General features: G+C 61.7%; 6 protein-coding genes and 2 pseudogenes. All 8 read left to right on the top strand.

The window, feature by feature from the left end:
- The first annotated feature begins 651 nt into the window (after positions 1-651).
- The 8 genes and pseudogenes from AABE10_RS04360 (at position 652) to AABE10_RS04395 (ending at position 15,855) form a co-directional block, all read left to right on the top strand.
- Positions 652-9,477, top strand: a complete 8,826-nt coding sequence (locus AABE10_RS04360) for a hemagglutinin repeat-containing protein (protein ID WP_342932033.1) — start codon at positions 652-654, stop codon at positions 9,475-9,477.
- 3 nt (positions 9,478-9,480) lie between these two features.
- Positions 9,481-9,804 (top strand): DUF6572 domain-containing protein, encoded by a 324-nt coding sequence (locus tag AABE10_RS04365; protein ID WP_342932034.1) that lies wholly within the window; start codon positions 9,481-9,483, stop codon positions 9,802-9,804.
- Positions 9,805-9,808: 4 nt separating this feature from the next.
- On the top strand, positions 9,809-10,102 hold the full coding sequence (locus AABE10_RS04370; protein WP_342932035.1) for a hypothetical protein: 294 nt from the start codon (positions 9,809-9,811) through the stop codon (positions 10,100-10,102).
- Between the two features lie 87 nt (positions 10,103-10,189).
- Positions 10,190-11,650, top strand: a pseudogene (locus AABE10_RS04375) (ShlB/FhaC/HecB family hemolysin secretion/activation protein); the annotation flags it as partial.
- Positions 11,646-13,166: pseudogene (locus AABE10_RS04380) on the top strand (hemagglutinin repeat-containing protein); the annotation flags it as partial. The pseudogenes AABE10_RS04375 and AABE10_RS04380, both read left to right, overlap by 5 nt.
- Complete coding sequence (locus AABE10_RS04385; RefSeq protein WP_342932037.1) at positions 13,163-13,414, top strand: hypothetical protein; 252 nt, start codon at positions 13,163-13,165, stop codon at positions 13,412-13,414. The pseudogene AABE10_RS04380 and the gene AABE10_RS04385, both read left to right, overlap by 4 nt.
- A gap of 60 nt (positions 13,415-13,474) precedes the next feature.
- On the top strand, positions 13,475-14,053 hold the full coding sequence (locus AABE10_RS04390; protein WP_342932038.1) for a hypothetical protein: 579 nt from the start codon (positions 13,475-13,477) through the stop codon (positions 14,051-14,053).
- Positions 14,054-14,073: 20 nt separating this feature from the next.
- Positions 14,074-15,855 (top strand): ShlB/FhaC/HecB family hemolysin secretion/activation protein, encoded by a 1,782-nt coding sequence (locus AABE10_RS04395; protein WP_342932039.1) that lies wholly within the window; start codon positions 14,074-14,076, stop codon positions 15,853-15,855.
- Positions 15,856-15,871 lie beyond the last annotated feature (16 nt).

Genomic DNA, 15,871 nt, shown 5'->3' on the forward strand with positions numbered 1-15,871 from the left:
GCAAGTGCAAAAGCAAAAGCAAAAGCAAGTGCCGCCCCGCACAGGGGCATTTTACTCGTAAACCCTGATTCTCTGGAAGCCTTACGGGATAAGGGTTACTGATCGTGCCCCGTTCACGCCGTAGGTTGTCCGGCGAGCCGTGGGTGTTTTGTGGGTGAAACGTGGGCGACTCGCGGAGGACGACTTTCGGACTGGCCGGGCAAGAGACCCGGGAGGCGACCGAACCGCTCATCCCGCTCGCAGGCGACACGTTAATCCGCCCCGATCTGAGCCGAATAGCACATCAGTTCATTCCTCCCGCAGGCAGCCAATCCCGCGTTCGGAAACCGACCTTTACATGGCCTTTCAGATTCGGAGTTTTCTGATCGACCGCCGGAACGCGTGCCTTATACATTGCCGGAACGTTGCGCGGTGAAGCTCTCGGAGTCGCGCATGCGTTACCAGCGTTCGGCCTGAAAAGCTGGTACCTCAAGCCCGCCACAAGCGGGCTTTTTTCGCCTGCCGGGTTCGTGCAAATTTCGCGGGCCGCAATCAGAGAAGTTCGAATTATCGCGAAGTGTTGCGCACGCGCGAGCATTGACACACCTTGACAGAAATGATGCGGGTCTTCGGCTAGGTTTACCGCTTATTTAATTAGTAAAACGAAAAATAATGAACAAGAGAGCTTACCGGCTCGTATTCAGCCGGATTCGCGGAATGCTCGTGGCCGTCGAGGAAACCGCAACCGCTACGGGAAAATCGGGCGAGACACGCGCGGGCCGCGCTTCGGGCGTACAGGTTACGGGCTTTTCGCTGCGCAGTCTCGTCGCGCTGTTATTGGCCGTCGCGCCCGTGCTTGCGTTCGCGCAGATAGTGCCAGGCGGCGCGCATGCGCCTGGCGTCATCACGACGCAGAACGGTATCCCGCAGGTGAACATCAACAAACCCTCGGGCTCGGGCGTGTCGATGAACACGTACAACCAGTTCGACGTGTCGAACCGGGGCGCGATACTGAACAATTCGCCGACGATCACGAACACCCAACTGGCGGGCTACGTGAATGGCAACCCGAACTACGGGCCGAACGACTCGGCGCGCGTGATCGTCAATCAGGTCAACAGCAATTCGCCGTCTCAACTGCGCGGCTATCTCGAAGTTGCGGGCCGCAGCGCCGAGGTCATCGTCGCGAATCCGAACGGGCTGCTTCTGGACGGCGCGGGCTTCATCAACACTTCGCGCGCGGTCCTGACGACGGGCACGCCGAACCTTGCGCCGGACGGTTCGGTGTCGGGGTTCACCGTGACCCAAGGCAACATCACGGTCCAGGGTGCGGGGTTCAATGCCTCAAACGTCGATCAGGTTGACCTGCTCGCAAGAGCCGTTCAGGTCAACGCCGCGATCTACGCGAAGAACCTGAACGTCATCACGGGCGCGAACAGCATCGACCATGACACGCTCAACGCGACGCCCATTGCGTGCAATGGCCCCGCGCCTGGCGTGTCCATCGACGTGAGCAATCTGGGCGGCATGTACGCAAACCGTATCTGGCTGGTGGGCACGGAGAACGGTGTCGGCGTCTCGAACAGGGGCGTGCTCGCGGCACAGGCGGGCGACCTGATCCTGACAACGCAAGGCAAGCTGGTACTCGCGGGACAGACGAACGCAAGCGGTAACATCACGGCGAGCGCGCGCGATGGCATCGACAACAGCGGCACCACTTACGGGCAGCAGAACGTCAGCGCGAACACGTCGGGCGCGCTCACCAACAGCGGCACACTCGCCGCGCAACAGAATACGACCGTCAGCGCGGGCAGTGTCGCATCGACGGGCACGCTCGGCGCGGGCGTGAACAGCGACGGCACGATTGCAACCGCGGGCGACCTGTCCGTCTCCGCGACGGGCGCGGTCATGGCAGCGGGCCGCAACGAAGGCGGCGGCAACACGACGATACAGGGCACGTCGGTCAGTCTTGCGGGCAGCAACACGTCGGCGAACGGCGCGCTTGCATTGACGGCAAGCGGCGGCGACCTGAATCTCGCCGGCGCGACGACGACGGCAGGCGGCACACTCAACGCGAACGCAGCGGGCACGCTGACGAACGACGCAGGCAAGCTATCGAGCGGCGCGGCGATGCAGGTATCGGCGACGAATGTCTCGAATGCGGCCGGTCAGATGGTGTCAGGCTCGACGCTCGGGCTGAACACGGCGGGCGCGCTCGGCAATGCTCAGGGTGTTATCCAGTCGGCGGGCGGCGCGACCATCAACGCGGGCTCACTCGACGACACAGCGGGCCGCATCGTGTCGCTCAACGACGACGGCCTGACCCTTACCACGACGGGCGCACTCGTCAATGGCCCGGGCGGCACCATCGGCACGAACGGTGCGCTGAACGTGGATGCGGGCACGCTTGCGAACCAGGGGCAAATGTCCGCAGCGGGCGATGCCACCGTTCACGCGCAAGCCATCGACAACCACGCGGGCAGCATGACGGCGGGCGGCGCACTCAATGCGTCGTCGGACGGCGCGCTGAACAATGTGGGCGGTACGCTCTCCAGTTCGACGACGACGGTACGCGCTTCGTCCATCGACAACACAACCGGCGACATCGAGGGCGATACGGTCAATCTCGCGACGCCAGGCGACCTCATTAATCGCGGCGGCAACATCACGCAGTACGGCACGGCAGACCAGACCATCAGCGCGGGCGGCGCGCTCGACGACACAGGCGGCACGATCGCGTCGAACGCGACGAACCTGACGGTATCCGCGAATGGCATCACCAACGACAACGGCGCAATCCAGCACGCGGGCACAGGCGCGCTCAACGTCAGCAGCACAGGCGCGATGTCGAACGTGCAAGGCCAGATCGTCACGAACGGCGCACTGAACGCAACCGCCGCGAGTCTCGACAACACGAACGGCACCGCGTCGGCCCAAGGCGCGGCGCAGATCAATGCCGTGAACGGCATCGTCAACCGCAGCGGCCTGTTCTATGGCAGGGCCGGCCTGACCGTCTCCACACAGGGCGCGTTTGACAACGCCACAGGTTCCGCACAGACGGGGGGCAACCTGGCTGTGAATGCGGGCGGCGCGCTCGTCAACGCGCAGGGCACGCTGTCAGCCAACGGCGCGCACGGCACGGTGGACGTATCCGCTGCGAGCATCGACAACACCACGGGCAAGCTGACAAACGCAGGCGACGGCGCGACGACCGTCACGTCCTCGACCGACATCACGGGCACGGGCGGCACGCTCGGCGGCAACGGTGACGTGACCGTCAACGCGCAGAACCTCGCGAACAACGCGGGCGCAAACCTCGTCGCGGGCGGTGCGCTGAACCTGAATGTCGCGTACCGGATCGACAACACCAGCGGCATGATGTACGGCGGCACGGCGTTCAACATCAACCAGCCAGGCGCGACGCTCATCAACGACGCGGGCCTGCTGCTGGCGGGCTACGACATTTCGGCGGCGCTCGCGATGCTGTCGAACGCAGGCGGCGCGATCCGGGCGAACCGCGATGTCACGGTGAGCGGCGCGGTCACTGGCTCGGGCGAGATGATCGCGGGGCGCAACCTGTCGCTGGCCGTGAACGGCGACTACACGAACGGCGCGGCGAACAACCTGCACGCGGACGGCGACATGAACGTGAGCGCCACAGGCACGCTCACCAACACCGGGACACTCGCCGCCAACGGTGCGCTTACGACAACAGCCGCGAACATCGTCAACACGGCAACGGGCGATATCAATTCATCGAACACGACCGTCAACGCTGCTGGCACCTTGCAGAACGACGGCCGCATCGAGGGCGATACCGTCACGACGAACAGCAGCGCATTCAACAATACCGGCGCGGTGATCGGCAACGATGTCACGGTCAACGCCAACGACGTGCAGAATACGGGCGCCGCAGCGGTGATCGCGGGCGCGAACAGCGTTCATGTGTACGCGCAGAACTCCGTCACGAACGCGGACGGCGCGCTCATCTACAGCGCGGGCAATCTGGAAATCGGCAGAGACGGCATGCGCGACAGTTCGGGCCTGCTCGCGAATCAGACGGGCACGCTCACGAACAGCGCGGCGACCATCGAGGCGGACGGCGATATCGACATCGCCGCGAACACGGTCAACAACCTGCGCACAGGCGTGCAGACGCAGGCAGGCACGCCGCAGGACGCAGGCTCGACCACGCTGACGATCTGGACAGCGGGCCTGCCCGCCGACGACATGGGGGTCTACTACAGCCTGCTTCATCCCGAATGGCGATGGAGCGACGGCGCATTGGGCTATGGCGTCGTGGGCCACCTGCTGCACCCGATCACGGTGACAGTGCCGAAAGACCAGGTCACGAACCTCGATACGACAGCACAGACATTCTCGCTCACGCAGCCGATACAGGATCAGTACGACCCCAATCCGGGGGCCACTGCCATGATGTGCGCCACCGACCCGACGCAGTGCAGCACGCCCAACACGCAGACGCGCACCATCACGAACAACCCGAAGCAGTGGTACAACAGCCTCACCGACAACGGCGACGGCACGTATTCGATTGTCTTCTGGCCGGACTTCGATCCGAACAAAAACATCAGGCCGGATCAGGTCCAGACGCGCAACGGCCTGAACAACGACGGCACGCACGATTACGCCGAAATCTCCCGCACGTCCAGCACGACGACCACGACCGACCAGCTCGTGAGCGCGGGCAACGCGGCGACGATCCAGGCGCAAGGCGCAATCCGCATCAATGCGGACAACGGCAGCATCAACAACCAGTCGTCGACGATGGCGGCGGGCGGCGACCTGGTACGGCGCGCGAATGGCGGCAGCGTCAACGATACGGGCACGGTCCTGCAACAGACGGTTGAGCAGGATACGAGTTCGATCTTCTACTGGCATCAGAAAACAGGTGGCAGCAGTTTCACCACCCCGCCGATATCGGATGGCATCACGCAGTCGACGACCACCGTCGATGCGCTTCCCGCAATCGCCACGTCGAACCAGAACGTCCAGACCGACGCGCAGGCGATCACGATCAACTCCGTGAACCGCCAGGGTCAGACGGTGGCCGGGTCCGGTGTCACGGGCGGCAGCGCGGACGGTACGCAGACGGGCACCGTCAGCGGCCAGTCGTCACGTCCGCAGACGGTCGGCGGCGCGACGGGCGGCATACCGAATCTGAAACTGCCGACGAGCGGCCTGTACAGCTACAACACCGCGCCCGGTGCCACGTACCTGATTGCGACCGATCCGCGTTTCACGCAGTACGCGAATTTCATTTCGAGCGACTACATGCTCGGACAGCTCGGCCTCAATCCGATGGAAGTCGAAAAGCGCCTCGGCGACGGGCTGTATGAGGAAACGCTGATCCGCAACCAGGTCACGCAACTGACGGGCCGCACGTTCCTCGCGGGCTACACCGACAACCTCGACGAATACACGGCGCTGATGAACAGCGGCGTCGCGTATGCGAAGGCGTTCGGGCTGGAGCCCGGTATTGCGCTGACGCCCGCGCAGATGTCGCAACTGACAACCGATATGGTGTGGCTCGTCTCGCAGGACGTGACATTGCCGGATGGCTCGCATCAGACGGTCCTTGTGCCACAGGTGTATCTCGCGCAGTCGGGCACGGTCGATCTAACGCACAGCGGCGCGCTGGTCGCGGGCAATGCAGTGAACCTGAACGCGAGCGGCGACGTGAACAACAGCGGTCACGTGTCGAGCCATCTCGCGACAACCGTGATCGGCAACAACATCACGAACAGCGGCATCATCGGCAGCGCGGGCACGACGGCCGTTGCAGCCGTTCAGGACGTGCGCAACACAAGCGGTCGTATCGGCGGGGCCGATGTCATCGTGCAGGCCGGTCGCGACGTCATCAACGAGACGCAGACGACCCAGGCATCGAAAACGTATAGCGCGGGCAAGCTGACGGGCAGCGTGACCAGTACGGGCGTCGATGCCAACGGCACGATTTCGGCGACGAACAGCGCGACCGTCATCGCGGGCCGCGATGTGAACCTGAACGGCGCACTGGTCCAGGCGGGCGGGAATGCGGCCATTGCTGCGGGCCGCGATATCAACGCCGGCACGACAACGCTGACCGCCACCAACGAACTGACCAGCCACGACAACCAGTTTGGCTATCACGACGCTGTAAAACAGAACCTGGGGAGCGCCATCGTCGCGGGCGGCAGTGTGACGACCGTATCGGGACGCGATACGACGCTCACGGATGCCACGGTTCGCTCGGGCGGCGACACGGCGATGATCGCGGGCGGCAACCTGACCGTCACGGCCGCGAAAGACACGCACACGCACAGCGAGAAGTCGCTTGCCGACAGCACGAGCCAGTACACGAGTTCGAGCTATGACGAAGCGGTACAGAGTTCGAACGTCAGCGCAGGCGGCAACATCACGCTGGCAGCCGGTCAGAACGGTAGCGGCAATCTGGCCGTGCTCGGTTCGACCGTTGCGACGGATGCGAACGGCGGCGGCGTCAGACTCGTTTCGACGGGCGACGTGACGATCGGCAGTGTCAGCGAGACACACGATGCGCAACGCTGGTCGCATGACGAGCATTCGGGCTTCCTGTCGAAAGACACGACAACGGATGCGGCCAGTTCGCATCAGGTGATCGCAAACGGCTCGACGGTATCGGGCGATACGGTCACGGGCGCAGCCGGTCACGACATGACCATTAGCGGGTCGACCGTCGCAGCGACGCATGACGTCACGCTTGCGGCGGCGAACAACCTGACCGTCAACACATCGCAGGATACGAGCCAGAGCAGCACATTCCACGAGGCCACGCATTCAGGCCTGGGCGGTACGGGCGGCGCGGCCATTGCCTATGGACACAGCGACCAGAAGGACACGACGCACGACAGTTCGGTGACGAACAACGCGAGTCTGGTTGGCAGCACGGACGGCAGTGTTCATCTGTCGGCGGGTAATGACCTGCATGTGACGGGCAGCGACCTGATCGCCGCGCAGGATGTGACAGGTACCGGCGCGAACGTGACGATTGACGCGGCCACGGGTACGACGCACCACGACGAGACGCACGAAGTCAGCAAGAGCGGCTTTACGCTCGGTCTTGCGGGCGGACTGGTCGACCAGATCCAGGGCGCCATTGACCAGGCGCACGCATCGGGCAACAGCCAGGACTCGCGCGCATCCACCCTTCATGCGATTGCGTCGGTAGGCGATGCGGCAGCAGCAGGCGAATCGCTCGCGGGCGGCAAACCCGATGTGAAGGTCGAACTCAGCTTTGGCAGCAGCCAAAGCAAGAACACATTCACGGAAGACAGCACGACGCAGAGAGGTTCGACCGTGACGGCCGGGGGCACAGCCGCGTTCGCCGCGACAGGCAACGGCACGCCGGGAAGCGGCAACGTGACGATTGCCGGTTCAGACGTGAACGCGAACGACGTGCTGCTTGCCGCGAAGAACAATGTCAATCTCGTCAACACGACGAACACGGACACCACGCACAGCACGAACCAGTCGAGCAGTTCGAGCGTGGGTGTGTCGTATGGCACGCAGGGATGGGGTGTCGATGCGTCGATGTCGAAGGCGCACGGCGATGCGAACAGCGACGCCGCGATGCAGAACAACACGCACGTCAACGGCGCGAACAGCGTGACCATCACGTCGGGCAGTGATACGAACATCGTCGGCGCGAACGTGAACGGCAAGCAGGTATCCGTCGATGTGGGCGGCAATCTGAACGTCGCGAGCGTGCAGGATACGACCGTCAGCAACGCGCATCAGGAAAGCTCCGGCGGCGGCGTGAGCATCAGTCAGGCTGGCGGCGGCGCGAACTACAGTTCGCAGCACGGCGATGCACATGGCAACTATGCGGGCGTGGACGAACAGGCCGGGATTCACGCAGGTTCGGGCGGGTTCGATGTCAACGTCAAGGGGAGTACGGACCTCAAGGGGGCCGTGATCGCGAGCGACGCGGACGCATCGAAGAACACACTGACGACGGGCACGCTAACCTGGTCGGACGTGCAGAACCATTCAGACTACAGCGCGTCGAGCAGCGGGTTCAGCGCAGGCGCATCGGTTGGCGCGCCGACGAAGGGGACGGGCGTATCGTCGGTCGGCAATGCAGGCGGCGTCACGCCGATGTTGAGCCAGAACGACAGCGGCAGCAGCAGCGCCACGACGGCAAGCGGTATCAGCGCGGGCACGGTCAATGTCACGGACACCGCGCACCAGACGCAGGACGTGGCGGGCCTGAACCGCGACACGTCGAATACCAATGGCACGATCGCGAAACTGCCGGACGTGAACAACCTGCTGGACAGGCAGGCCGACATGATGGGCGCGGCCAGTGCAGCGGGTTCGGCCGTCGCGACGCAGATCGGCGCGATTGCAAACGCGAAGCACGACGCAGCGCAAAAGGCGGCGGACCAGGCGAAGGCATCGGGCGATACCGAACTCGCGGCACAGTATCAGGCCGAGGCCGACAAGTGGGATGAAGGCGGCACGTACCGCGTCGCGCTGCACACGGCGGGCGGCGCACTGATCGCGGGCCTGGGCGGCGGGAGCGCCGTCGGCGGCGCGGTCGGCGCGGGCCTGTCGGCTGCCATCGGCGGCAAGCTGAACCAGCTTGCGGACACGTTCAGCAGCGGCAACGGCGAAGGCGCCGATCCGGGACTGACAGCGGGCAACGTCGCGGCGAACATCATTGCGGGCGGGATCGGCGGACTGGTCGGCGGGAACTCGGGCACTTTCACTGCGGCGAACTCTGACCTGTATAACCGCGACGGAACGAACGGACAAGGCAAAGGCAGCACGGGCAGCCAGTTCCTCGACAGTGCAATCGCGAACGCTGTTAGCGGCGTGCTCGATCTGAAGAATGCCTGGACGAACGCTGTTGCTTCTGTGGTCGGCCAGGTCGGCAGGATGGCGAAGGATGACACGAAAGCAAAGATGTCAGAATCACCTTCTGACCTGGTCGCTCAGGGCACAGCCAACGGGCTTGCTGCTACAGTCGGGATGGGCGGCGGCAAGCCGCCCGCGCAAAGCCCTGGTGTTGTGCTAGTTGACTCTAGCGCGGGACAAGCAATTGCCGGGGGCACAGCATCAAGCAGTACTATCGCTGGTTACGACGACGGATATGCGAATTTAAACGTTCAGGATAACAAGGCGAAAGGTGACGCTTTCGAAAACGACAAGGCGGATGCTGCGCGAGCTCAATATCCGCAAGTCGGACAACAGGTAACGATCAAGACCAGCGACGGAACGCGTACCCGCGTCGATATAATGACTCGTGATCCTGATGGCAATATTGGCTGCATCGAATGCAAATCGTCGGACTCTGCTCCGTTGACGAAGAATCAGGCGGCGGCGTTTCCGTTGGTCGAGAGCCAAGGTGCGGTTATTGTGGGCAAAGGTAAGCCCGGCTTCGAAGGCGGGACGGTAATACCGCCTACCAAGGTTGAAATCGTTCGGCCTCCTTTAAATAGTGTAGGCAAATAAATCATGTCTATTGTTGATACAAACGTGGTCGATATCGTCGGTGTTGATCCAAGCAAGGGAATCGCTCGCTTAATCATTACCGACCATCTCGAATGGACGCAGCCCGTAGACGAGCACTTGCTTCTCTTGCAAGAGAAGATCAACAGCTATCTTCGGTTTCTTGAGGGTGGTGAGTTAGAGCAGCATTATCCTGACGCGAAGGGGTGTAGGTGCGAAATCGAAATCGCGATGAAATTTCAACCATCATCGGAAGCGTTGCAGTTCATCCGAAAGGCTCGCGAGATAGTTCAAGGCGGGGGATTCGACTTGATATATCGGGTCGGCTGACGCAATGGCACACTGGCCCTTTAGTGATCCTCGAAATGTTTCGGTTTTTGCAAATCGCCATATCTTTGACGATCAGGAATGGATTGCATATGTCACGCACGACCTTGATGACGGAGCGTGGCAGTTTCACACAAGCGCGCCTGAACTGGCCGAAGCTGACGCGGTGCTTGTAAGCCTTGAGCAAATTGTGATGCGCGATCCTTCGGTTGCGCTACTTGCTGATTTGCCTCTGGGTTGGCACGCGTGGCGAGATTCAGAAACGGCAGCGTGGCAACGCGCAAAGATGCCAAACGCCTAAACAAGACAAAGCGCGACAGCACTACTAGACGGCAGCGGCCTTCGGCCGCTCGCCACGTCGCGCGCAAAATCAGGGACTAACCCAACTATGAAGTTAAGCAAGAGGCTGGCGGCCTTGCCGCTCACAGCCCTGGTAACACTCGCGTCCGCGCAGCGCGCGCCGACGCCAGCCGATGAAGCCGCGGCCGCACGCGCGAACGCGGAACAGAACCAGCAACTACAGCAGCAGCGCGACGCACAGCAGCGCGCGCAGACGGTCAATGCTCCAGCCGTGCGCTCGGCGGCACCGCAGGCGGAAGGCTTTCCCGTACTTCCGACTGAATCGCCGTGCTACCGTATCGACACGTTCGCGCTCGAAGTACCGTCGACACTTCCCGATGCGATGCGCAAACAATGCGCGTCAGCGCTGCCGCTCGACCCGTTCTCGTTCGCGCACGACTGGCTCGATCACTACAAGGGCCAATGCGTCGGCAAGACAGGACTCGACACGCTCTCGAAGGGCCTGCAACAGGACATTCTCTCGCGCGGCTACGTGACAACGCGCGTCCTGCTGCCCGAACAGGACGTATCAACGGGCACGCTGAAAGTGGCGCTCGTGCCTGGCGTCGTGCGGCATCTGCGCTTTGTCGACCCGGACACACGCGGCACATGGAAGTCGGCGTTTCCCGCACGGGACGGCGACCTGCTGAACCTGCGCGACCTTGAACAGGGCCTGGAGCAGATGAAGCGCGTGGCGTCGCAGGACGTGGACATGAAGATCGAGCCAACCGAAGCACCAGGCGAAAGCGACGTCGTCATTTCGGTGAAGCGCGCGAAGCCCTGGAGCTTCGTCGCGTCCGTCGACAACTCGGGCACGAAAGCAACAGGCAAATGGCAAGGCAACGTCAGCGTCGGCCTCGACAATCCGCTCGGCCTGAACGACGTGCTCGCGCTCGGCGCGAACCAGGACCTGTCATTCGGCAACAAGACGCTCGGCTCGCACGGCTTCAATGGCTCGTATTCCGTGCCGTGGGGCTACTGGACCGCGACGCTCTCGGGTAACACGAACACCTACTACCAGAACATTGCGGGCGTGAACCAGACAATTGTCTCCAGCGGCAATGCGCAGACGGCCGCGCTCCGACTCGCGCGCGTGCTCTCGCGCGGCCAGAACGACGTATTCGGTATGGAGTTGCAACTGTCAAAGCGCTTTGGCGAGAGCTTCATCGACGGCGCGACAGCCCCCATCCAGGACCGCAACAACACATTCATCGAGGCGGGCCTGACCGACCGTCACTACTTCGGCGCGGCACAGTTCGACGGCACGCTTGCGTATCGACAGGGCATTCACGACCTCGGCGCAACGGGCGACCCCGACCCAGCCCTGTATTCCGCGACCGACGACACCAAGCCGCGCGCGACATACCTGTACAAGATGGTCGTGCTCGATGCGAACCTCTCGGTGCCGTTCTCTATCGCTTCACAGAACTTCCGCTACGTGACGACCATTCACGGCCAGTTCACGAACGACAAACTGTTCTACATCGACGACCTGACCATCGGCAAGCGGTAACGTCACGATTTCCGGTTCCAATGTAAACGCAAGCGACGTGGTCCTTGCCGCGAAGAACCAGGTGAATCTCGTCAATACGAGAGATACCGATTCGACACACAGCACGAATGAATCCAGCAGCGCGAGCGTGGGCGTGTCGTATGGCACACAGGGATGGGGTGTTGATGCGTCGGCGTCGGCCGCGCACGGCAACGCGAACAGCGACGCGGCTATGCAGAACAATACGCATGTCACGGCTGCGAATACTGTGACGATCATTTCGGGCGGCGATACGAACATTATCGGCGCGAATGTGAACGGCCGCCAGGTGAATGGCGACATTGGCGGCAACCTGAACGTCGCGAGCGTGCAGGACACAATGACCAGCAACGCGCATCAGGAAAGCACGGGCGGCGGCATCGCGATCAGTCAGGGCGGCGGCAGCGCGAGCTTCAGCCATACGAACGGCAGCGCGAACGGTAGCTATGCGGGCGTGAACGAACAGGCCGGGATTCACGCGGGTTCGGGCGGGTTCGACATCAACGTGAAGGGCAAGCTGAACGAACTGAGCGGCACGGTTGCTGATTTGACTGGCAATTCTGATATGACCAAGGCGCTCGGCAACATCGTTGCGAATGGACTGGCGACGGCAGCGGGCGCAGCGATTGGCGGCGATGCCGGTGGCTCGTCCGCGTATAACGTCGACCGTTTCAACCGGCAACTGCACCCCGATGAGCGTCAGTGGGCCAAGGATAATGCGAAGAATTTTGCGCAGTTCTATAAGGACAAGACAGGCCAGGACATAACGCCAGAACAGGCTCAAAACATGCTTCTGGCAAACGGATACCGGCTCGTCGATGCTGCGGCGAGTAAAGGACCTGGCGGGGACGCGACGGCCGTCGCGTACATCAGCCAGAACGCCGGCAATCTTTTCACTGCAACTCCGGCGGAATACAACAATCCGCTTCTTGGTGGCAACAAGGACGGTTCACTGACGCCAGAGCAAAAAGCGCTACCCGGACATGACACGCATCCGCAAATTGGCCTCGCGGCAGGCGCCGCGACGGGCCTTGTAGCACTTGGTGCAGTGGCTCCAGGTATTGCCGCCGCTTGGGGAATAGGTACGGCTTACGACCTTGCCGGAGACGCAATTAGTCATGCGTTGGGCCTATCCACGGATACGCCGGACGTCGGGAAGTCTCTTACGGTTGGAGGTATCGGCGCGGCAATGACGCCGTTATTGTTACCCTTGGATACGCTCGGTGAGAATGCTGGTACGGCTGGAAAGATAGTTGTCGGTGCGTATAACTCTGCCATAGGCGGTGCGGGGGCATTCGGTGCAACGGCAGCGACAAATTCTGGAAGTGCAGACCTGTCCGGCAGCATTGGAGCAGGTTCAGCCGCACTCGGGACTGTCATGACCACGATGATGCCCGGACGCGTTGGCAACGTTATAAACCAAATCAATCAAATCATGTCCGGCCCTGCACAAAACGCGATTACTAATGCTACCGACAAAACGAGAAGCAAATGACGATCTCTAAACGGAGGCGGGATATTTATCGGCGCGCGGGAATCGCATACTGCGCAGCCTGCGCGCTACCACTGTTTATCCTACTTGTCTCGATGGCGAAGGGGGCCGGTTGGCGCCCTATGCTCATAGGCATACCGGCATACGTGACGTTCTTTTTTGCCATCACCTATCAGGTGTCCAAGGAACTTCGTGCCATCAACTGCGAGAAAAGCGCCGCCGATATAGAGGACGACAAAGATAAGAAGTAGTGTTGTTCACGGCAGCGTCCACAGGTCGCTCATTGCATGAAAGAAATCTGGCATTAACAAATGAGAAAGAAAATTCGGCTTTATTCCGCCTTTGGCGTTGTGTTTGCGTTGGCTATCTTTGAGGGTTTCTTCGCCGGCCTGTTCGACCAGACGCACGGATTCAATTTTGCAAGATGCATCGTAGCCGGCGCGGTCGGTGCTATCGGTTGCAAATTGGCACAACTAGTGGGTCGCCGATTGAACGCCCACGAGGGCGACTCAACCGAGTGGCAATTTCGGCTCCGACAATGGTTTGTGCCTTTTCTGCTTGTTGCAGTCGTGCCGCCTTTGGGCGGGATTGGAATCGGCTACCTTTTGCGTGGAACTCCGTTGGTAGCTATCGGCCTGATGTCATCGAATGTGCTCTTAACGCCATTGGTCTATGGAATTCTCACGGGTCGTATTGCAAATGACCGGCTCGCACACGTCTGCTTTTCTGTTCTATTGGCATGGCTTGTCGCGATGCCCGTCTATGTGCTTACCAGACAGCCACTACAACTTTGGTTTGCTGCTTTTCCGTTTTCTGCGTTGCTCGCCATAGTTGGTTATCTCGCAGCACAGGGCACAGCAGCGATCCGTAGTCGCGCCATAGTGTTCTAGTCACCAAATACGGAAACGAAATGAAAATAAGCAAGAGGCTGGCGGCGTTGCCGCTCACAGCCCTGGTAACACTCGCGTCTGCACAGCGCGCACCGATACCAGCAGACGAAGCCGCCGCCGCACGCGCGAACGCGGAACAGAACCAGCAGCTACAGCAGCAACGTGACGCGCAGCATCGCGCGCAGACCGTCAACGCTCCTGCCGTGCGCTCGACCGCACCGAAGGCCGAAGGCTTTCCCGTGCTGCCCACTGAATCGCCGTGTTTCCGTATCGACACGTTCGCGCTCGACGTACCGTCGACACTGCCCAATGCAATCCGCAAACAGGGCGCATCGGCCCTACCGCTCGACCCATTCGCGTTCGCGCGCGAATGGCTCGATCACTACCGAGGGCAATGCGTCGGCAAGGCCGGACTCGACACGCTCACGAAGGATCTGCAACAGGCCATTCTCTCGCGCGGCTATGTGACAACGCGCGTGCTGCTGCCCGAACAGGACGTATCGGCGGGCACGCTGAAAGTGGCGCTCGTGCCTGGCGTCGTGCGGCATCTGCGCTTTGCAGATCCGGAAACACGCGGCACATGGAAGTCGGCGTTTCCTGCGCGCGACGGCGACTTGCTGAACCTGCGCGACCTCGAACAGGGCCTAGAGCAGATGAAGCGCGTCGCGTCGCAGGACGTGGACATGAAGATCGAGCCAACGGATGCGCCTGGCGAAAGTGATGTCGTGATTACGGTCAAGCGCTCGAAGCCCTGGAGCTTCGTTGCGTCGGTCGACAACAGCGGTACGAAAGCAACCGGCAAGTGGCAAGGCAACGTGAGCGTGGGCTTTGATAACCCGCTCGGGCTGAACGACGTGCTGACGCTCGGCGCAAACCAGGACCTGTCATTCGGCAACAAGACGCTCGGCTCGCACGGTTTCAATGGTTCGTATTCCGTGCCGTGGGGCTACTGGACCGCGACACTGTCGGGCAACACGAACACCTACTTTCAGAACATCGCGGGCGTGAACCAGACATTTGTCTCCAGCGGCAATGCACAGACAGCGGCGCTGCGTCTCGCGCGCGTGCTCTCGCGCGGCCAGAACGACGTATTCGGTATGGAACTGCAAGTATCGAAGCGTTTCGGCGAGAGCTTCATCGACGGCACGACCATGCCGATCCAGCAGCGCAACAACACGTTCATCGAGGCGGGACTGACTGACCGCCATTACTTCGGCGCATCGCAGTTCGACGGCACGCTTGCGTACCGACAGGGCATTCACGACCTCGGCGCAACGGGCGACCCTGACCCGACGCTGTATTCCCCAACGGACGACAGCAAGCCGCGCGCGACATACCTGTACAAAATGGTCGTGCTCGATGCGAACCTATCGGTGCCGTTTTCCATCGCGTCACAGAACTTCCGCTACGTGACAACCGTTCACGGCCAGTACACGAACGACACTTTGTTTTTCATCGACGATCTGACAATCGGAAGCCGCTACACGGTGCGCGGTTTCGACGGCGAAACGATGCTTGCGGCAGAGAAAGGCTTTTACTGGCGCAACGAACTGCAATGGCCGATCGGACAGACGGGACAGTCTCTTTATGCGGGGATCGACTACGGGCGCGTGTTCGGGCCGAACACGGCATTCCTGGCGGGTACGCAACTCGCAGGCGCGGTAATCGGCATTCGCGGCGGTGTACCGGCCAGGTATGCGGGGTTCTCGTATGACCTGTTCGTGGGGACGCCGATCTATAAACCGGCAGCATTCCCGACCGCGCGCGCGACGGTCGGGGTGCAGGCGACGGTGCAGTTCTGAACAGCCATGAAAGAGA

The sequence above is a fragment of the Paraburkholderia diazotrophica genome (assembly GCF_038900755.1).
GTDB classification, from domain to species: domain Bacteria; phylum Pseudomonadota; class Gammaproteobacteria; order Burkholderiales; family Burkholderiaceae; genus Paraburkholderia; species Paraburkholderia diazotrophica_A.